Source organism: Alloyangia mangrovi, from assembly GCF_002300555.2.
GTDB classification, from domain to species: Bacteria; Pseudomonadota; Alphaproteobacteria; order Rhodobacterales; family Rhodobacteraceae; genus Salipiger; species Salipiger mangrovi.
This window is the reverse complement of record NZ_NTHN02000003.1, coordinates 144,447-161,715: the sequence shown is the minus strand read 5'-3', so window position 1 is coordinate 161,715 and position 17,269 is coordinate 144,447. Positions and strand designations below refer to the sequence as shown.

Here is a 17,269-nt window from a genome sequence, read left to right as displayed (position 1 = left end):
GGACCGGGATCAGCATTCGCGCAGCCCGGCGAGCACCGCTTCGGCAGCGCGCATCCCCGGCGCTTCTCCGCCCTTGCCGAGCAGCTCCATGGTCTGTTGCATCGCCCGCGTCTGGTCCTGCGGCGCGTCGAGCACGCGCAGCACCGCATCGGCGATCGGCCCGGGGCGGCAATCGTCGCCGATGTATTCGGGCACGGTGCGGCTATCGGTGACGAGGTTCACGAGGTTCACCGAGTCCACCAACATCAGCCGGCCGATGATCTGCCGCGACAGCCAGCCCATGTCATAGGCGATGACCATGGGCGTGCTCGCCGCGGCCAGCTCCAGCGCCACCGTCCCAGATGCCGCCAGCGCCACGTCGGCGGCGGCAAAGGCGGCGCGCTTCTCGGCTTTGCCGGCCTCGCCCTGCTCGCGCGGATCGAGCAGGATTGGAGTGACCGGCCAGCCCTTCACCGTCTCCTTGACGAGCTCCGCCACCGGTGCGGCCATGGGCAGCACGTAGCGCAGCTCGGGTCGCTGCTCCTTGAGCTGCCCCAGCGCCTCGCCGAAGACCGGACCAAGGCGCGAGACCTCGGAGCGGCGCGAGCCGGGCAGGATCAGGCAGAGCGGTGCGTCGCCGATATCGTGGCGGAGGCGGAACTCGGCCTCGTCGGACTGGCTCGCCTGCGGATCGGTCACAACGGGGTGGCCGACGAAATCGCAGCGCATGCCCGCGGCCTCCATGTAGGGCGGCTCGAAGGGCAGTAGCGCCAGGACCTGGTCAATGTGTTTCGCCATCTTCGCCGCGCGGCCGGGGCGCCAGGCCCAGACCGTCGGGGCCACGTAGTGGACGGTGCGGATGTCGGATTTCTCCTTCACCAGCTTGGCCACGCGCAGCGAGAATTCCGGAAGGTCGACGGTAATCAGCACGTCGGGCTTGGCGGCCACCACCGCGTCGGCGGTCTGGCGGATGCGGGCCTTGAGCGCGCCGTAGTTGCGCAGGATCTCGGTGATGCCCATGATCGAGATCTCGTCCATGGGAAAGAGGCTCTGCAGCCCCTCCTCGAGCATGCGCTCGCCGCCGATCCCCTCGAAGGAGACCTCGGGTACCTGTGCCTTTAGCCCCTGCATGAGCGCGCCGCCCAGCTTGTCGCCCGAGGGCTCGCCCGCGATGATGAAGACCTTCATGCGTCCCGCTCCCGTACCCACAGGAAGAGCCCTGCGGCATCCAGCATTTCGATGACCGCCGCGCGGTCGAGCACCATGACGCCCTGCGCCTCGATAACGATGCCCGCCAGCCCGGCGCGGATCGCGCCGACGGCGGTGTTGGGGCCAATGACCGGCAGGTCGGCGCGGCGCTCCTGCCCAGGTTTCGGCGCCTTGTAGAAGAGACCACCCGGCACCGGCGGCAAGGCGCCCAGCATGGCATCTGTCCCGCGCGCGTCTTCCTGCGCGACCACCTGATCGCCGGAGATGACGCAGCATTGGCCCAGGTCCTCGAGTCCCTGACGGTGGCTCACCGCATCGGCAAGCGTGGCCATCTGCGCGGCCTCGGTGCCGGGCCGTGCCTGCGTCAGTACCCCGGTTTCCGGCAGCAGCGCCGGGGCGGCCTCATGCGCGCCGACGACTTCGAGCCCCGCGTCCTCGAGCAGCCCGATGACGATGCGCAGCGCACCATCGTCGCCGCGCTTGAGAGCGCGCAGGATTTTCGGCAGCAGGAGCAGCGTCGGCACGTCGAGCCGTGACGCCCTGATCTCCGGCCGGCCCACCGCACCGCACATGCAGACGCGGGTCACTCCCTGGGCTTTGAGCCAGCGCAGGAAGGTGCCGAGCTTCTCGATCCGGAACAGGTGATCCGCTGCCACACGGTCGGGCGGCGAGCTTTCCATGCCACAGACCAACGCCGGTTCGGGCAGGGCCTCGATGACTGCCCGAGGCAGATCCCCCTGCCCTGCGATCAGAGCCAGCACGAGGTTCAGCCCGGCGTCAGGAAGTGACGGTCACTGTCGCCGAGGATGAAGTCGACGATCTCGCGAACATACTCGCTCTGGGTCTCTTCGCCGAGGCGCTTGGCGCGTTCGGCAAAGGCGCCCTCGCCCTGAGCCAGCATCTGGAAGGCAGCCCGCAGCGCTGTGATGTCGGACCGGCTCACGCCACGGCGCTTGAGGCCAACGAGGTTGAGCCCGTCGAGCTTGCCCCGCGGCGCCTGCACGAGGCCGTAGGGGATCACGTCGTTGGTCACCATGGTGACCGCGCCGATGATCGCGCCACGGCCGATGCGCACCCATTGGTGCACGCCGGAAAGACCGCCGACGATCACGTCGTCCTCGATCACGCAGTGCCCGGCCAACGCAGAGTTGTTGACGAGGATCACCCGGTCGCCGACCTGCGCGTCATGCGCCACGTGGCAACCGGCCATGAAGAGCCCGTCGTCGCCGACGCGGGTCACGCCGCCGCCACCCTCGGTGCCGGAGTTCATCGTCACGTGCTCACGGATGCGGTTGCGCTTGCCGATGACCAGCTTGGTCTTCTCGCCGCGGAACTTCAGATCCTGCGGGATCTCCCCGATCACCGCGAAGGGGAAGATCACCGTCTCCTCGCCGATCTCGGTCCGGCCGGTAACCACCACGTGGCTCTTAAGCTCGACGTTCGCCGCCAGCACCACCTCGGGGCCGACGTGGCAGAAGGGGCCGATCTTGCAGCCTTCTCCGATCTGCGCGCCTTCCTCGACATAGGCGCTGGGGTGGATCACGGTCTGGGTCACGCCGGCAGGTCCATCATCGCGGTGAACTCGGCCTCGCAGGCCAGCTCGCCGTCGACCTCGGCCACGCCTTCAAACTTCCAAACCTTGCCGCCCGGCTTGCCGCGCAGGGTGCGCACCTTCATCTTGAGGACGTCGCCCGGCACCACCTTGCGGCGGAACTTACACTTGTCGATGCCCATGAAATAGACCTTCAGGTCCTTGTCAGCGAGGTCAAGCGCCACACCCACCATCACCGCGGTGGTCTGCGCCATGGCCTCTACGATGGTCACGCCCGGCATGATCGGCAGGCCGGGGAAGTGGCCCTGGAAATGCGGCTCGTTCATCGTGACGTTCTTGATGCCCACGGCCGAGCTGGTGCCGTCGATCTCAACGACCTTGTCGACGAGCAGGAACGGATAGCGATGCGGCAGGATGCGCTGGATCAGCTGAATGTCAGCGCTGAGAAGCGTCTCGGTCATCGTGGGCCTTTCAAAAGGAAAAAGTCGCCTCTCCCCTAGCAATCCCGGCGGCTCGGGGCAAGCGGCGCGCGCGCGGCGACGTCACGCGATGCAACAGGCTGAAACAGCGCGGGCTCAGGGCTTGCGGGAGGTCTCCGGTGCAGCAGGGGTCTGCGGCAGTTCGGTTCCGGTCAGATCGGGCAGAGGGTCGGGCTCGGGCAGCAGCTCGTTCATCCGCGAGATCGCGGCCTCGGTGATGTCTATCGCATTGGTCGACAGGAACACCGTGCGCTGGTCGAGGATGACGCTCGCCCCGGCATCGCGCATGATATCGGCCAGCACGGGCTCGGCGCGGGAGATGAACACGCGACGGCGTTCCTCGGAAAGATTGCCCAGCGTCCGCGCCTTGCTGTCCTGCGCGTCGCGCAGCTCCTGCACCTTGGTGTCGAAGGCGTCGGCCAGCTTGCGAAAGGCCGCGGGATCCATCGTCCGGCGTTTCTCGGTGAGGGATTTTTCCTCGGCGGTGAGTTCGGCCTCGATGCGGCGGTTCTCGGCGGCGATCGCCGTGCCCGTCTCCTCGAGCAGCTCCGAGACCTGCTTTCCGAAATCGCTCTCGGCATAAAGCCGGTCGATCTCGACGGTGAGGATCTCGCTCTGCACGATGCCGGGCCGTATCTCCGAGCGCATTCCGTCCTGCGCGAGCGCGGGCGAAGCGGCAAGGACGATCCCGAGGACGGCGGCGCGCAGCAAGCTGCGCGCCACAAGCTCAGAAGGTGCTCGACACCGAGAGGCTGAAGTTCTGCTCGTTGTCATATTTTTCCTTCGACACAGGGGTCGAGAAGTTCAGGCGCAGCGGCCCGAGCACCGAGTCCCAGAAGACCGAGAAGCCGATCGACTGGCGGGCGGTGAAATCGCTGTAGAGGATCTCATTGTCTCCGGCCTTTGCGATCGTGTCATCGGACAGCCCCCAGATCGAGCCGATGTCGTAGAAGACACCGCCGCTGATGCCGTATTCCTCGGGCAGGCCGAGCGGGAATTCGGCATCGAAGCGCAGCGCGGCGTAGTAGTTGCCGCCCAGCGGGGAGTCGATGTCCTCGTCGTCGTTCACTTCGCGCGGGCCGATGCCGGCGTATTCGAAGCCGCGCATGATGTTCTCGGTCATCATGTAGCGGTCGGTCACGCGGCTGTCGCCGTCGATGTAGTTGATCGCCCCGGCCTGGAAGGTGGCGCGCAGGGTGATTTCCTCGTTCCAGACCAGCGTCTGCGCCACGGCGCGCAGGTCGGTCTGCACGAAGTTGGTGTCGCTGCCGAGGCCGCCGAAGTCCTGGCCGAACTCGAGCAGGTAGCCGCGGTCGGGGTCGAGACCCTCGCGCCGGGTGTCGTAGCTGAGGGTGTAGCCCAGCATGTGGTCGTTGCGGGCCTCCTCCTCGGCTTCCGAGATCACCACGTTGCCGACCTGGTCCTCATCGTAGTCGATGATGTCGGTGTAGCGGTAGGTGTAGCGCAGGCCCAGGCGACCGTTGTCCGAAATCGGGAAGGTCAGGCTGGGACGGAAGATGCCGGTCGCCGTGTCGTAATCGGCGCTGTCATACGAGGTCTCGCGGTAGCTCAGCGCCAGCCCGAAGGAGACGTCGCGCCCCAGGAAATAGGGCTCGACGAAATTGAACGTGTAGCTCTGGTTCGTCGACGCGGTGTTGATCCCGAAGGACAGGCGCTGACCCCGGCCGAGGAAGTTCTGCTCGGCAAAGGAGATCGAGGCGCCGAGGCCGTCGGTCGTCGAGTAGGAGCCGCCGAAGCCGATCGAGCCGGTGGGCTTCTCGGTGACGTTCACATCGACGATCACCTGCTGCGGGGTGGAGCCTTCGCGGGCGTCGACCTGCGCGTCCGAGAAGTAGCCGAGCGCGCGGATGCGTTCGGCGGCCTCGCGGATGGCGCGGGGGTTGAAGGGGTCGCCCTCGGCAGAGTCGAACTCGCGGCGGACCACCTGGTCGAGCGTGGTGGTGTTGCCCTCGATGTCGATGCGCTCGATGAAGATGCGCGGGCCGCGGGTCAGGTTGAAGGTGACGTCGAGCGTCTGCGCGCGGTCATTGCGGGTGACCTGCGGGTCGATGCGGACGAAGTTCAGCCCCTGCTTGGTCGCAAGACGTTCGAGGCGGATGATCTCCTTGTCGACCTCGGCCGGCGAATAGGCCTTGCCCGAGCGCAGGCTGATCGCGTTGCGGAAGCTCGCCAGATCGACCTCGGGCAGCTCGCTTGCCACGCCGATGCGGCCGAAGTTGAATTTCTGTCCTTCCTCGACGTTGAAGGTCAGGAAGTAGCTGTCACGCTCCTCGGAAAGCTCGGAGTTGATGCCGGTCACGCGGAAGTCGACGTAGCCGCGCGAGGCGTAGAAGTCCTGCAGCAGCTGGCGGTCGAAGGCCACGCGGTCCTCGATGTAGGTGTCGCTGCGGATCACCGCGCGCAGCAGGCCGGCCTGCTTGGTCTGGATGACGCGGCGCAGGCGCCCGTCGGAGAAGGCCTGGTTGCCGACAAAGCCGATGCGCTCCACCTCGGTGACACCGCCCTCGAAGATCTCGAAGACCAGGTCGACGCGGTTGTTCGAGCGGCGGATCAGCTTCGGTGTCACCTGCGCGGCGATGCGGCCCTGCTGCAGGTAGGCATTGGCGATCTGCTGGGCATCCTGCTCGGCCTGGCGCGGGCTGTAGACGCGGCGCGACTGGCTCTTGACGATGCTGCTCAGGTCCTCGTCCTTCAGCCGGCGGTTGCCCTCGAAGGCGATCTGGTTGACCGTCGGGAACTCGGTGACCTGGATCACCAGCGTATTGCCCTGCGGGGTGATCTCGACACTCTCGAAGAGGCCGGAGTCCACGATGCGCTGGTAGGCCGAGTTCAGCTCCCCTGCGCTCACCGTCTCGCCACGGGCGATGCCCGCGTAACTGAGGATGGTGCCGGATTCGATGCGCTCGTTGCCTTCGATCCGGACGTTGCTGAATGCATAGGATTGTGCCTGCACTGCCTCGGGCAGCGCAGTGAAGGCCATCGCTGCCGCAAGCGATAGGGCAAGTGCCGAAACACCTGCCCGATGTGCGTAAGTTTTGCCGCGGGGCCTGCCCGACTTCTGCTCGATGCTCATGCTCGCTGTCCACTCCGCCGAAATATTTTTTTTATCGTGAGTAGCGGGTGAAGGTCTTCTTGTCAAAAGACGAAACTGCGAGGTGTCAAAGAGTTCCCAGGAAGGCGCCAAAATACAACGCGGCGAGGATCACCGCGACGAAGAACAGCCGGTCCCAGTTGATTGCCAGCAGCAAGCCGAGCCCGCGATAACCGTCTTGGAAGGTCTGCATGATGTGCCCCGGTGAAAAATACCCGGGCCCCTGAATGAAGGGTCATCATGGCGGATTTAGGGCGAAAAAGCCGGGCGGAAGAATTTCTCCCGCCCGGCTTTGGCATTCCTTGGTTCCCGTCGCCCTGCCCCGCCTTCGGGGCAGCAATCCTCAGGGACAGAAGATGTCGTTGGTCAACGCGAAGACCATCATGCCGAGGATCAGCACGAGCCCCGCGGACATCAGCGCCCGCAGCGCCCGCTCCGAGGGCGGTTTGCCGGTGACCGCCTCGTAGGCGAAGAACACCAGGTGGCCGCCGTCGAGCACCGGCACCGGGAAGAGGTTCAGCAGGCCCACGGCGGTCGAGAGCACAGCGATGAAGGTCAGGAAGCTTTGCCCGCCCTGCGACGCCATGGCCCCCGAGGTCTCCGCGATGCCGATCGGCCCCGACAGGTTGCACGAGGAGATATTGCCGGCGATCATGTGCCACAGGCCCGAGAGCGAGCCGGCGGCGATGCTGTAGGTGCGGCTCACCGCGCCCTTGACCGCATCAATCGGCCCAACGGTCTCGGTCGCCGGCTCGAAGAAGATGCCACCGACGATCCCAATCCGGAAGACCGTGTGATAGCCGCCATCGGGCAGTGGCTCGTCGGTGCGCTTGGGGGTGAGCGCAAGATCGAGGATCTCGCCGTTGCGCCACACCTCCAGCCCCAGCGTCGCCCCGTCCGAGCTTTCCACGCGCTGCTTGAGCTGGTCGAAGGCAAAGATCGGCACGCCATCGATGGCCATGATCACGTCGCCCTGTTCCATGCCCGCCTCATTGGCGGCTGAGCGCGGCACGACCTGCGACACCAGCGGCGGATAGACATAGGGGCCGTTCACCTCCTGCCGGCTGCCATCGCGTTCGACGGTGTAGGTCAGCGAGTTCTGCAGCGGCAGGTTCTTGAGGAAGCTGTCAAAACCCTCGGCGTCGTCGAAGGAGGGCGTCTGCATGCCCTCGATCTCCAGCAGCACGTCGCCCTCCTGAAGCTCCTGCACGCTCGGCATGGGGCGCAGCTCGCCCACGGTGAGCGGCTCGGAGACCTGCCCCTGCATCATGAAGATGCCGGTGAAGAGTACGATGGTCAGCACGAAGTTGAAGACCGGCCCGGCCGCGACGGTGGCGGCGCGGGCCCAGAGCGGCGCTCCGGTCATGGTCTGGCGGCGCTCGTCCTCGGTCATCGCCTCGAGCGCGGCAGTGTCGGCGGTGCCGCTGGCGGCAGTGTCGTCGCCCTTGAACTTCACGTAGCCGCCGAAGGGCAGCGCAGCGATCTGCCAGCGGGTGCCACGCTTGTCGACCCGGCTGAGCAGCACCGGGCCGAAGCCGAGCGAGAAGACATCGGCATGGATCCCCGACCAGCGGCCGACGATGTAATGCCCGTATTCATGGATCGCGACGATCACCGACAGCGCGATGACAAATGCCAGGAGCGTCCAGATTACGCCCCCGAATTGCGGAATCAGCTGTGTGATCTCCAAAGGCCCTGCCCTTTCAACTCGTTTCTTATTGTCCCGTGGCGGGCCGTCTCACCGGCACGCGGCGGTCAGCGTCAGTGGTACTGCAGCATCAGCTCGCGCGCGGTCCTGCGTGCGAGATGGTCAGCGGCGAGGACGTTATCAAGGGTGATCTCGGCGCTTGTGACCGCGCTCTCGGCCGAAAGACGTTCCAGCGTCTGCTCGACGAGACCCGCCATGTCCTGGAAACCGATGCGGTTGCCGATGAAATCGTCGAGCGCCTGCTCCTTGGCGGCGTTGAACACCGCGCCCGAAAGACCGCCCGCCGCCATCACCTCGCGCGCCAGCCGCAGCGCCGGCCAGCGGGTCTCGCAGGCGGGGCGGAAGGTCAGCTGCGAGAGCTTCACCAGATCGAGCCGCTCCACCGGCAGCGCGCCGCGCTGCGGATGGTTCAGCGCAAAGCCGATGGCATGGCGCATGTCCGGCGGTCCAAGATGCGCCATCAGCGCACCGTCGCAGAAGCCGACCAGCGCGTGGATCATGCTCTCGGGATGGACGACCACCTCGATCTTTGCTGGGTTGAGATCGAAAAATTCTTTAGTTTCTATGACTTCCAATGCCTTGTTGAACATGGAGGCGGAGTCGATCGTGATCCGCTGGCCCATGTCCCAATTGGGATGGGTCGCGGCCTGCTCCGGGGTCGCCTCGGCCAGTTTCTCAATCGGCCAGTCACGGAAGGCGCCGCCCGAGGCGGTGATGATCACCCGCTCGACGCGGCTCATTTCCTCGCCGATCAGCGCCTGGAAGACCGCCGAATGCTCGCTGTCCACTGGCAGCACGCGCCCGCCATGGGTCTGCGCGGTGTGCAGCACCAGCGGCCCGGCGCAGACCATGCTTTCCTTGTTCGCCAGCGCCAGCGTCGCGCCCATCTCAAGCGCCCGCAGCCCCGGCGCGAGACCGGCCGCGCCAACGATGGCCGACATGACCCAATCGGCCTGCCGGCTCGCCGCCTCGATGATCGCCTCAGGGCCAGCGGCGGCCTCGACAGACGATCCGGCCAGTCGCGCGCGCAATTCCGGCAGAAGCGCCGGGTCAGCGGTCACCGCAAGCTCGGCGCCGAATTTGCGTGCGTCCTTGGCGAGTTGCGCGACGTTCTTGCCACCGGTGAGGGCGACGACGTGATAGCTTTCGGGATCGCGGGCGATCAGGTCGAGCGTGTTCTGACCAATCGATCCGGTCGCGCCGAAAATGGAAATGCGTCTCATTTCTCTTGTCTCATTCGACCCCGGGCGGGAAGTCGACGATCTGCCCGGCGATCAGCAGGAAGAGCGCGGCACCCAGCATGCCGTCGAAGCGGTCGAGCAGGCCGCCGTGACCCGGCAGCAGGTTCGAGCTGTCCTTCACCCCGGCGCGCCGCTTGATCGCGCTCTCGGCGATGTCGCCGATCTGGCTGGCCATGGAGATGGCGATCGACACGCCGACCAGCCCGAAGCCCGCCTCGCGCGACAGCGCGGCGAAGATCGCGCCGACGATGCCAGCACCGATCCAGCCCGCGGCCGAGCCGGACCATGTCTTCTTGGGGCTGACGCGCGGCCAGAGCTTCGGCCCGCCGATGGCGCGGCCGGCGAAATAGCCCGCGACGTCGGTCACGACGACCACGGTCACCATCCAGAGCATCCACGTCAGCCCGAAGTCCGAGCGCAGCGACATGATGCCGTACCCGGCGAGCAGGATCATCGCGGTGAAGACCGCATAGGTCACCCCGCCCCGCTCCATCTGGCCGAGTCCGGCCATCGACGGCAGCAGCAGCAACGGCAGTGCGAAGGCCGGTGGCAGGTAGACCGAGGCCAGCGCGCAGACACCGGCGACAAGGGCCAGCACCCGCGCCGACTTGCGTCGGTTGGTGTCGACCATGTTGACCAGCTCCCAGACCATGCCGCCGCAGGCCAGCGAAATGGCGAGCCGCCACCAGATGCCGCCCAGCCAGACGCAGATCAGCGCGACGACGATCAGCACCGCCGCCGAGGCCATGCGTGGCCCAAGGTCGCTCCAGCGCGCCGAGCTCATGCCTTCACACCGCCGTAGCGCCGCTCGCGCAGCCCGTAGCCGCCGATCAGGGAGGAAAATTCTTCGGCCGAGAAATCCGGCCAGAGCGTGTCGACGAACTCGTACTCCGCATAGGCGGACTGCCAGAGCAGGAAGTTCGAGATGCGCGCCTCGCCCGAGGTGCGGATCACCAGATCCGGGTCGGGCAGCACGCAGGTATCAAGGTATTTCGGCAAGGTCTCTTCGTTGACGTCCTCGGGGCAGAGCTTGCCCGCGGCCACGTCCTGCGCGAGCCGCTTGGTCGCCCGGGCAACCTCGTCGCGTCCGCCGTAGTTGATGGCGATGGTCAGGTTCACCCCCGTGCAGCCCGAGGTCAGCGCCTCGAGCTCGTCCATCAGGGTGATGAGCTTCCTGTCCAGCTTAACCCGATCGCCGATGAAGCGCACCTGCACGTTCTCGGCGTGAAGCGCGCGTGCCTCTTTCTGGATATAGCGGCGGAAGAGGCTCATGAGCCCCGCCACCTCGGTCTGGGTGCGCTTCCAGTTCTCGGTCGAGAAGGCGAAGATCGTCAGGTATTTGACCCCAACATCGGGGCAGGCCTGGACGATCTCGCGGACCCTCTTGGCACCGGCATGGTGGCCAAACAGCCGAGGGCGGCCCCTCTGGGTCGCCCATCGGCCATTGCCGTCCATGATGATGGCCACATGACGCGGGCCGTTGCCGTCTCGGATCGGTTTGGGCATAGGCCCTCCTCGCTTGGGGCGTTTCCGCCTCAGACCTGCATGATCTCTTCCTGCTTGGTCTCCAACGCGACGTCGACCTTCTTGATATAGGTGTCGGTCATCTCCTGGACCTCGGATTCCCAGAGCTTCTGGTCGTCCTCGGACATGCCGTCGCCCTTGGCCCGCTTGATCTGGTCCATGCCGTCGCGGCGGACATTGCGGATCGCGACACGGGCGTGCTCGGCATATTGGCCGGCCACCTTGGTCAGGTCGCGGCGGCGTTCCTCGTTCAGCTCGGGGATCGGCAGCATGATGATGGTGCCGTTGAGCTGCGGGTTGATGCCGAGGCCGCTTTCGCGGATCGCCTTTTCCACCTTGCCGACAAGACCCTTGTCCCAGACGTTGATGGTGACCATACGCGGCTCGGGCACGTTGACGGTGCCGACCTGGTTGATCGGGGTCATCGAGCCATAGGCGTCGACCTGCACCGGCTCGAGCATCGAGGCCGAGGCGCGCCCGGTCCGCAGCGACGCGAATTCGGTGCGCAGGTTGGCCATGGCGCCATCCATACGGCGCTGGAGATCGGCGGTGTCGAGTTCGAATTCTTCAGACATGTTGGTTCTGCCCGTTCAAGTCATTCCGGTTAAAAGGCGTTCTAAGCCAGCGGCGGACGGATGTATAGCGCTTTGCAGCCTGCCAGGCCGTCCCGCAAGGCTCACGCCGCGGCGGCGGCCTGCTGTTGGATCCGCTCCACCATGGCACGCAAGCCATTGGAGCGCTGCGCGGAAAGATGCTCGTTGAGGCCGAGCCGTCCGAGTTCGGCGCGGGCATCGATCGCCGTAACCTCTTCCGGCGTCAGCCCGTCGTAGAGCCGGTGCAGCACGGCGATGAGCCCGCGCACGATCATCGCGTCGCTTTCGCCCTCGAACTGCAGCCGCCCGTCTTCCCAGGTGAGGTGCAGCCAGACCTGCGAGGCGCAGCCCTCGACCTTGGTGGCCGGCACCTTCAGCGCCTCGGGAAGAGGGTCCATCGCCTTGCCCAGTTCGATCACCGTGCGGTAGCGGTCTTCCCAATCCTCGAGGAATTCGAAATCCTCGACCAGTTCCTCGAACCCTGCCTGTGCCATCTGCGCTCCTGCTTGCCGCGCCGCGCGGGCCGGAAGGACCGGGCGCGGCTGTGATCGGTCCCGAGAAGTAGGCGGGCGGGCCCCAAAGGTCCAGACCCGGCAATGCACGCTTTTCAATGTTGGCCCGATACGCTAACCCGATGGACATCACAGGCAGAGGCTTCGCGACCCATGTTCAAACCCGTATCGGCTCTTATGATCTCGGCACTCCTGCTCGGCGGCTGCGTCGGCCAGGACGAGGGCGCGCCGGTGAGCAGCGGAACCGGAGAGAACAACCCTCTGATTCCGCAGCGTTCCGCCGCCGCGAGCTTCTTCTCGAGCAAGGAAGACGCATACAAGGGCACGCCGGTGGGCATGATCACCGAACTGCTTCTGGAGCGCCGCCCGGGCGGATACATCGTACGGGTGACGGGTCTTGCCGATTTCCCCGGCCCCTTCGACGTGCGCCTCGAGCCGGTCGAGGGCTCGGAGGATACCGGCACCCTCGCCTTCCGGCTGCTGGCGCTGCAGGTCCGCGCTCCGGGGGCGACGAGCGAGGCGGCGCGTACGGTCACCGTGGCCAAATGGATGAGCGACAAGGAACTGGCCCCCTACCGCGCCCTGCGCGTCGAGGGGCTGCGCAATGCCCAGAGCGTCAGCCGCTGAGGCAAATTCCTTCGAAGAAAGTTGCCCCAATGAAAAAGCGCGCCGCAATCTTGCGGCGCGCTTTTCTTTGCCCGAGGCGCAGTCTCATATCTCGATGACCTCGACCGCTTTCCCGTTGGCGGCGAGGGCGATTTCGCCCGCGCAGAGGCGCAGTGCATCGGCGCCGAAAACCTCGCGGCGCCAGCCGCTGAGCGCCTTCACGTCGCGCTGACCCGCGGCGATGGCATCGAGCTCGGCCGCCGGGGCGATCAGCTTCGAGGCGACGCCCGAGCTTTCGGTCTTGGCCTTGAGCAGCACCCGCAGCAGGTCTGCCAACGCCGGGTTCACCTGCAACTGGTCGCGGCTGTCGTCGACCTTGGGCAGGTCTTCCTTGGGGGCGTCCTGTCCGGCCTTCACCGCCGCGAGAATGCCCTCGGCGATCGGTCCCTTGCGGGCCTCGCGCAGCAGCAGGCGCGAGCGGCCAAGGTCTTCCATGGTGACCGGCTTCGTCGAGGCCAGTTCGGCCAGCGCGTCGTCTTTGAACACCCGGTTGCGGGGGATGTTGCGCGACTGTGCGTAGTCCTCGCGGAAGGCCGCCAGTTCGCGCACGATGGCCAGGAACCGCGGGCTCGACGAGCGGGTGCGCACGCGCAGCCAGGCCTCGTCCGGGCGAGTGATGTAGGTCTCGGGGTCGGTCAGCGTCGCCAGTTCCTCGCCCACCCAATGCGCGCGGCCGGTTTCCTCGAGCTTGGCGGCGAGGAACTCGTAGATCACCCGCAGATGGGTCACGTCGGCGACGGCGTATTTCTTCTGCGCCTCGGTCAGCGGGCGGCGCGACCAGTCGGTGAAGCGCGAGCTCTTGTCGAGCTGCTGCTTGGCGATGCGCTTGACGAGCGTCTCGTAGCCAACCTGCTCGCCGAAACCGCAGACCATCGCGGCGACCTGCGTGTCGAAGAGCGGCTCGGGGATCACGCCGTGGTCGACAAAGAAGATCTCGAGATCCTGACGCGCGGCGTGGAAGACCTTGACCACCGCGGTGTTGCGGAAGAGCTCCATCAGCGGCTCGAGCGACAGCCCGTCGACCAGCGGATCAACCAGAACCGCGTTCTCCTCGCCCTTGCCGGGGATCGCCAGCTGGATCAGGCAGAGCTTGGAGTAATAGGTGCGCTCGCGCAGGAACTCGGTGTCCACGGTCACATAGGGCGCGGTGGCGGCCTCGGCGCAGAATTCCGCGAGCTCTTCGGTCTTGGTCAATGTCTTCATTCGTGCACCGGCCCGTTCTTGTTTGTCTTGGTTATCGCGCCTCCTACACCTTCGGCGCGTGAAGTTCAAAGCGGCAGAGCCGGAAAGCGGGCGGGAGCCGCATTTTCGCACTGGCCGGGTTGCAAGCCGGTCACCGAAGGCGCCCTTGGGACTCGGAATCATCACGTCTCGTGATGCTCGGCCTTACAAGCATTCGTTTCCGCGAAGAGAATGCAGGGCCTATGTTGGGGACACTCCCAAAGTCCCCCGACCTCAGCAGCAAAGCCCCAAGGAGCCCTCCCATGACCTCGCTCGATCTTGCCTACAGCTACACCCGCCGCCCCGCCATCAGCGGCGGTTTCGGAGCCATCCTCGCGGCGCTTGCGCTGTTCGTGCTCCTTGGCCTGCCCGCGCTCACCGCGCCCGACCGGAGCGCGGCGACGCTTGAGTGGCACGGCAATGCGGCCAGCCACCGGGTCCCGAATTAAGGCAGCAGCACCGGCGTCTTGTCGCCCGCCGCGAAGCGCCGCAGCACCGCCGGGTAGAGCTTGTGCTCCATCTCCAGCACGCGCGCGGCCAGCATGTCGGGCGTGTCGCCCGCCAGCACCGGCACCCGCGCCTGGCCGAGCACCGGGCCGTCGTCCAGTTCGGGTGTGACCTCGTGCACGGTGCAGCCGTGCTCGGTGTCGCCCGCTTCCAGCGCCCGCGCATGGGTGTGCAGCCCGCGATACTTCGGCAGCAGCGAGGGGTGGATGTTCAGCATCCGCCCCTTCCACGGCTCGACGAAGCCCGCGGTGAGCACGCGCATGAACCCCGCAAGGCAGAGGAAGTCGGGCTGGGCCTTGTCCAGTTCCGCCTGCAGTGCCGCCTCGAAGCCGGGGCGGTCGCCCTTGAACGGGCGGTGGTCGACAACGGCGGTGGGGATGCCCATCGCCTCGGCCTTCTTCAGCCCGCCGGCATCTTCGTTGTTCGACAGCACCAGAACCGGGCGGGCCGGGTGATCTCCGGTCATGCTCTCGGCCAGCGTCACCATGTTGGAGCCGCCGCCCGAGATGAAGATCGCGACGCGCTTCACTTCAGCGCGCCCTCGTAGGCCACGCCCTGCCCTTCGGTCACGGTGCCGAGGGTGAAGACGGTCTCGCCCTCGGCCTCGAGCAGCGCCTTCAGCGCCTCGGCGCGATCCGCCGAAACCGACAGGATCATGCCGATGCCGCAGTTGAAGGTCTTGAGCATCTCGCGTTCCTCGATGCCGCCCACCTCGGCCATCCACTTGAACACCGGCGGCAGCTGCCACGAGCCAAGGTCGATGGTCGCGCCGCAGCCCTCGGGCAGCACGCGCGGCAGGTTCTCGGTGAGGCCGCCGCCGGTGATATGCGCCAGCGCGTGCACGCCGCCGGCACGCACCGCCGCCAGCGCCTGCTTCACATAGAGGCGGGTCGGGGTCAGCAGCACCTCGCCCAGCGAGCCCTCGGCCCAGGGGCAGTCCGCGTCCCAGCCAAGGCCCGAGACCTCGACCAGCTTGCGGACCAGCGAGTAGCCGTTCGAGTGCACGCCGTCCGAGGCGAGGCCAAGCAGCACGTCTCCCGCGGTCACGTCCTTGGGCAGGTCGGAGCCGCGCTCCATCGCGCCCACGGCAAAGCCCGCGAGATCGAAATCGCCCGCCGGGTACATGCCCGGCATCTCGGCGGTCTCGCCGCCGATCAGCGCGCATCCCGAGCGCACGCAGCCCTCGGCGATGCCCTCGATCACCCGCGCGGCGCTCTCGGTGTCGAGCTTGCCGGTGGCGAAATAATCAAGGAAAAACAAAGGCTCTGCACCCTGGCAGACAAGGTCGTTGACACACATGGCGACAAGGTCGATGCCCACGCCGTCGACGTGGCCGGTGTCGATCGCGATGCGCAGCTTGGTGCCCACGCCGTCGGTCGCCGCGACGAGGATAGGGTCCTCGTAGCCCGCGCCCTTCAGATCGAAGAGCGCGCCGAAGCCGCCCAGACCCGACACCGTCCCGCTGCGGTTGGTCCGCTTGGCAGCCGGTTTGATCCGTTCCACCAGCGCGTTGCCCGCATCGATATCCACGCCTGCATCCGCATAGGTGATGCCGTTCTTACCTTCGGTCATGCCAACCTCCAGACCTCGTTTCGCGGGGGCATAGCGCAGGCGGGCAGCGATGAAAAGCGCCCATGCCGGGGCTTTGGCTGGGGAAGCGGCGAGAAAGGCAAAATCGTCCCTCTTCCTTCGCGCTGGAGAGCGTAACAAGAGGCGCAAGTCCGGGCAGCAATCTTCCCTAAGTGCCGTAGCGTCAGCAATATTCTTGCGTCACCTCTACGCAGAACTGGGTATTCACAGCGTCGTGAGGCTCCGTTAGCTTTTCGGATAGGCCTAAAGTGCCGGCGGCGCCCTTGGGAGGGGGTGCCGACACAGGGAGGAATATCATGATCAACAAGACCTTCACGGCCGTTTCGGCCGCTGCTTTCGCATTCGCGGGCGCCGCCTCGGCTCAGGAACTTCTCGAGATGACCTCGGGCTATTCCAAGAACCTGCCGATCCTCGGCACCGCTGCCGTCAACTTCGTCGAGAAGATCAACGCGATCTCGGAAGGCGTCGAGTTCGAACATTTCGATCCGGGCGAGCTGGTGCCGTCGCTCGAGATGCTCGACGCGGTGTCGAACGGCTCGGTGGACGCGGCCTATTCGACCTCGGGCTACTGGCAGGGCAAGATGCCCGCCGCGGGCCTTTTCGCCGCCGTGCCCTTCGGCCCCGAGCCGGGCGAGATGCTGGCCTGGATGCTCTACGACGACGGCATGGATCTCTTCCAGGAGATGTATGACACCAACGGATACAACGTCCACGTGGTGCTTTGCGGCTCCTACGCCCCCGAGACCTCGGGCTGGTTCAAGAAAGAGATCAACTCGCTCGACGACCTCAAGGGTCTGAACATGCGCTTCTTCGGCCTTGGCGCCGAGGTGATGCAGAAGCTGGGTGTCTCGACCTCGCTGCTCGGCGCGGGCGACATCTTCCCGGCGCTGGAGCGCGGCGCGATCGACGCGACCGAGTTCTCGATGCCGATCGTCGATGCCAACCTCGGCTTCTACAACATCGCCAAGTACAACTACTTCCCCGGCTGGCACCAGCCCGCCACCATGTTCGAGCTGCTGATCAACAAGGATCGCTGGGAAGAGCTGGACGAGAAGAGCCAGAAGCAGATCGAGATCGCCTGCATGGCCAACCTGACCGACAACTTCGCCGAAGGCGAGGCGAAGAACTTCCCGGCCATGGTCGAGAACGTCGAGCAGCATGGCGTGACGATCAAGAACTGGACCCCCGAGCAACTCAAGCAGTTCGAAGCCGCCTGGCTCGAAGTGGTGGAGGAGCTGAAGGCCGAGGACGAGATGTTCGCCAAGGCCTGGGCCGACCTCAGCGAGTTCCGCGCGGGTTACAAGACCTGGTTCAACAACATCTACCTGCCGCGTCCCTGGAACTGAGGCAAGACGGCTGACTGCCGGGCGCCCGCG

Annotated in this window: 19 protein-coding genes; 3 read left to right on the top strand and 16 right to left on the bottom strand. The window is 66.1% G+C overall.

Features of this window, described 5'->3' with window-relative positions; translation table 11 throughout:
- Nucleotides 1-9 precede the first annotated feature (9 nt).
- The 13 genes from lpxB to CLG85_RS03025 form a co-directional block, all read right to left on the bottom strand.
- Nucleotides 10-1,167: a lipid-A-disaccharide synthase gene (gene lpxB, locus CLG85_RS03085; protein ID WP_095882407.1), complete on the bottom strand. Its 1,158-nt coding sequence runs from the start codon at nt 1,165-1,167 to the stop codon at nt 10-12.
- On the bottom strand, nt 1,164-1,949 hold the full coding sequence (locus CLG85_RS03080; protein ID WP_095882406.1) for an LpxI family protein: 786 nt from the start codon (nt 1,947-1,949) through the stop codon (nt 1,164-1,166). Before CLG85_RS03080 ends, lpxB begins: the two co-directional genes overlap by 4 nt.
- A 5-nt stretch (nt 1,950-1,954) precedes the next feature.
- Nucleotides 1,955-2,743 (bottom strand): acyl-ACP--UDP-N-acetylglucosamine O-acyltransferase, encoded by a 789-nt coding sequence (lpxA, locus tag CLG85_RS03075; protein WP_095882405.1) that lies wholly within the window; start codon nt 2,741-2,743, stop codon nt 1,955-1,957.
- On the bottom strand, nt 2,740-3,201 hold the full coding sequence (gene fabZ, locus CLG85_RS03070; protein WP_095882404.1) for a 3-hydroxyacyl-ACP dehydratase FabZ: 462 nt from the start codon (nt 3,199-3,201) through the stop codon (nt 2,740-2,742). The genes lpxA and fabZ overlap by 4 nt, the downstream gene beginning before the upstream one ends.
- Nucleotides 3,202-3,315: 114 nt before the next feature.
- Nucleotides 3,316-3,930 (bottom strand): OmpH/Skp family outer membrane protein, encoded by a 615-nt coding sequence (locus CLG85_RS03065; protein ID WP_235865396.1) that lies wholly within the window; start codon nt 3,928-3,930, stop codon nt 3,316-3,318.
- A 16-nt stretch (nt 3,931-3,946) separates the two neighbouring features.
- Nucleotides 3,947-6,313 (bottom strand): outer membrane protein assembly factor BamA, encoded by a 2,367-nt coding sequence (gene bamA, locus CLG85_RS03060; RefSeq protein ID WP_176476596.1) that lies wholly within the window; start codon nt 6,311-6,313, stop codon nt 3,947-3,949.
- An 85-nt stretch (nt 6,314-6,398) separates the two neighbouring features.
- A complete protein-coding gene (locus tag CLG85_RS03055) occupies nt 6,399-6,524 on the bottom strand; it encodes a hypothetical protein (RefSeq protein WP_260348414.1) in 126 nt (41 codons plus the stop codon).
- Between the two features lie 150 nt (nt 6,525-6,674).
- Nucleotides 6,675-8,021, bottom strand: a complete 1,347-nt coding sequence (gene rseP, locus CLG85_RS03050; protein WP_095882401.1) for an RIP metalloprotease RseP — start codon at nt 8,019-8,021, stop codon at nt 6,675-6,677.
- 71 nt (nt 8,022-8,092) lie between these two features.
- On the bottom strand, nt 8,093-9,262 hold the full coding sequence (gene dxr, locus CLG85_RS03045; protein WP_095882400.1) for a 1-deoxy-D-xylulose-5-phosphate reductoisomerase: 1,170 nt from the start codon (nt 9,260-9,262) through the stop codon (nt 8,093-8,095).
- A gap of 10 nt (nt 9,263-9,272) precedes the next feature.
- Nucleotides 9,273-10,064: a phosphatidate cytidylyltransferase gene (locus CLG85_RS03040; protein WP_095882399.1), complete on the bottom strand. Its 792-nt coding sequence runs from the start codon at nt 10,062-10,064 to the stop codon at nt 9,273-9,275.
- Nucleotides 10,061-10,786: an undecaprenyl pyrophosphate synthase gene (gene uppS, locus CLG85_RS03035; RefSeq protein WP_095882398.1), complete on the bottom strand. Its 726-nt coding sequence runs from the start codon at nt 10,784-10,786 to the stop codon at nt 10,061-10,063. Before uppS ends, CLG85_RS03040 begins: the two co-directional genes overlap by 4 nt.
- Nucleotides 10,787-10,815: 29 nt before the next feature.
- On the bottom strand, nt 10,816-11,379 hold the full coding sequence (gene frr / locus CLG85_RS03030) for a ribosome recycling factor (protein WP_095882397.1): 564 nt from the start codon (nt 11,377-11,379) through the stop codon (nt 10,816-10,818).
- A gap of 101 nt (nt 11,380-11,480) precedes the next feature.
- On the bottom strand, nt 11,481-11,891 hold the full coding sequence (locus CLG85_RS03025; protein WP_095882396.1) for a SufE family protein: 411 nt from the start codon (nt 11,889-11,891) through the stop codon (nt 11,481-11,483).
- Nucleotides 11,892-12,062: 171 nt separating this feature from the next.
- On the opposite strand from CLG85_RS03025, the gene CLG85_RS03020 reads away from it, so the two are divergent.
- Nucleotides 12,063-12,536, top strand: coding sequence for a hypothetical protein (locus tag CLG85_RS03020; protein WP_141244559.1), 474 nt, complete (start codon nt 12,063-12,065; stop codon nt 12,534-12,536).
- Between the two features lie 84 nt (nt 12,537-12,620).
- Here CLG85_RS03020 and rnd read toward each other — a convergent pair whose 3' ends face one another.
- The gene (gene rnd / locus CLG85_RS03015; protein ID WP_260348413.1) at nt 12,621-13,778 is read right to left on the bottom strand and encodes a ribonuclease D; all 1,158 of its coding nucleotides are present in this window, start codon (nt 13,776-13,778) and stop codon (nt 12,621-12,623) included.
- A gap of 281 nt (nt 13,779-14,059) precedes the next feature.
- Here rnd and CLG85_RS03010 point away from each other — a divergent pair, with 281 nt between their 5' ends.
- On the top strand, nt 14,060-14,245 hold the full coding sequence (locus CLG85_RS03010; RefSeq protein WP_260348412.1) for a hypothetical protein: 186 nt from the start codon (nt 14,060-14,062) through the stop codon (nt 14,243-14,245).
- On the opposite strand, the gene purN is transcribed toward CLG85_RS03010, so the two are convergent.
- Both purN and purM read right to left on the bottom strand, forming a co-directional pair.
- The gene (purN, locus tag CLG85_RS03005; protein ID WP_260348411.1) at nt 14,242-14,832 is read right to left on the bottom strand and encodes a phosphoribosylglycinamide formyltransferase; all 591 of its coding nucleotides are present in this window, start codon (nt 14,830-14,832) and stop codon (nt 14,242-14,244) included. The two genes, CLG85_RS03010 and purN, sit on opposite strands and share 4 nt — an antisense overlap.
- On the bottom strand, nt 14,829-15,875 hold the full coding sequence (gene purM, locus CLG85_RS03000) for a phosphoribosylformylglycinamidine cyclo-ligase (RefSeq protein ID WP_260348410.1): 1,047 nt from the start codon (nt 15,873-15,875) through the stop codon (nt 14,829-14,831). The genes purN and purM overlap by 4 nt, the downstream gene beginning before the upstream one ends.
- 314 nt (nt 15,876-16,189) lie before the next feature.
- Between purM and CLG85_RS02995 the strand changes: the two genes are divergently transcribed.
- Nucleotides 16,190-17,239, top strand: coding sequence for a TRAP transporter substrate-binding protein (locus tag CLG85_RS02995; protein ID WP_176476646.1), 1,050 nt, complete (start codon nt 16,190-16,192; stop codon nt 17,237-17,239).
- The last annotated feature ends 30 nt before the right edge of the window (nt 17,240-17,269 follow it).

Excerpts from the sequence above, each read along its gene's own strand:
- lpxB (WP_095882407.1), bottom strand. The coding sequence starts at position 1,167 with ATGAAGGTCTTCATCATCGCGGGCGAGCCCTCGGGCGACAAGCTGGGC.
- fabZ (WP_095882404.1), bottom strand. The coding sequence starts at position 3,201 with ATGACCGAGACGCTTCTCAGCGCTGACATTCAGCTGATCCAGCGCATC.
- bamA (WP_176476596.1), bottom strand. The coding sequence starts at position 6,313 with ATGAGCATCGAGCAGAAGTCGGGCAGGCCCCGCGGCAAAACTTACGCA.
- CLG85_RS03055 (WP_260348414.1), bottom strand. The coding sequence starts at position 6,524 with ATGCAGACCTTCCAAGACGGTTATCGCGGGCTCGGCTTGCTGCTGGCA.
- dxr (WP_095882400.1), bottom strand. The coding sequence starts at position 9,262 with ATGAGACGCATTTCCATTTTCGGCGCGACCGGATCGATTGGTCAGAAC.
- CLG85_RS03040 (WP_095882399.1), bottom strand. The coding sequence starts at position 10,064 with ATGAGCTCGGCGCGCTGGAGCGACCTTGGGCCACGCATGGCCTCGGCG.
- uppS (WP_095882398.1), bottom strand. The coding sequence starts at position 10,786 with ATGCCCAAACCGATCCGAGACGGCAACGGCCCGCGTCATGTGGCCATC.
- frr (WP_095882397.1), bottom strand. The coding sequence starts at position 11,379 with ATGTCTGAAGAATTCGAACTCGACACCGCCGATCTCCAGCGCCGTATG.
- CLG85_RS03025 (WP_095882396.1), bottom strand. The coding sequence starts at position 11,891 with ATGGCACAGGCAGGGTTCGAGGAACTGGTCGAGGATTTCGAATTCCTC.
- CLG85_RS03020 (WP_141244559.1), top strand. The coding sequence starts at position 12,063 with ATGTTCAAACCCGTATCGGCTCTTATGATCTCGGCACTCCTGCTCGGC.
- rnd (WP_260348413.1), bottom strand. The coding sequence starts at position 13,778 with ATGAAGACATTGACCAAGACCGAAGAGCTCGCGGAATTCTGCGCCGAG.
- CLG85_RS03010 (WP_260348412.1), top strand. The coding sequence starts at position 14,060 with ATGACCTCGCTCGATCTTGCCTACAGCTACACCCGCCGCCCCGCCATC.
- purM (WP_260348410.1), bottom strand. The coding sequence starts at position 15,875 with ATGACCGAAGGTAAGAACGGCATCACCTATGCGGATGCAGGCGTGGAT.
- CLG85_RS02995 (WP_176476646.1), top strand. The coding sequence starts at position 16,190 with ATGATCAACAAGACCTTCACGGCCGTTTCGGCCGCTGCTTTCGCATTC.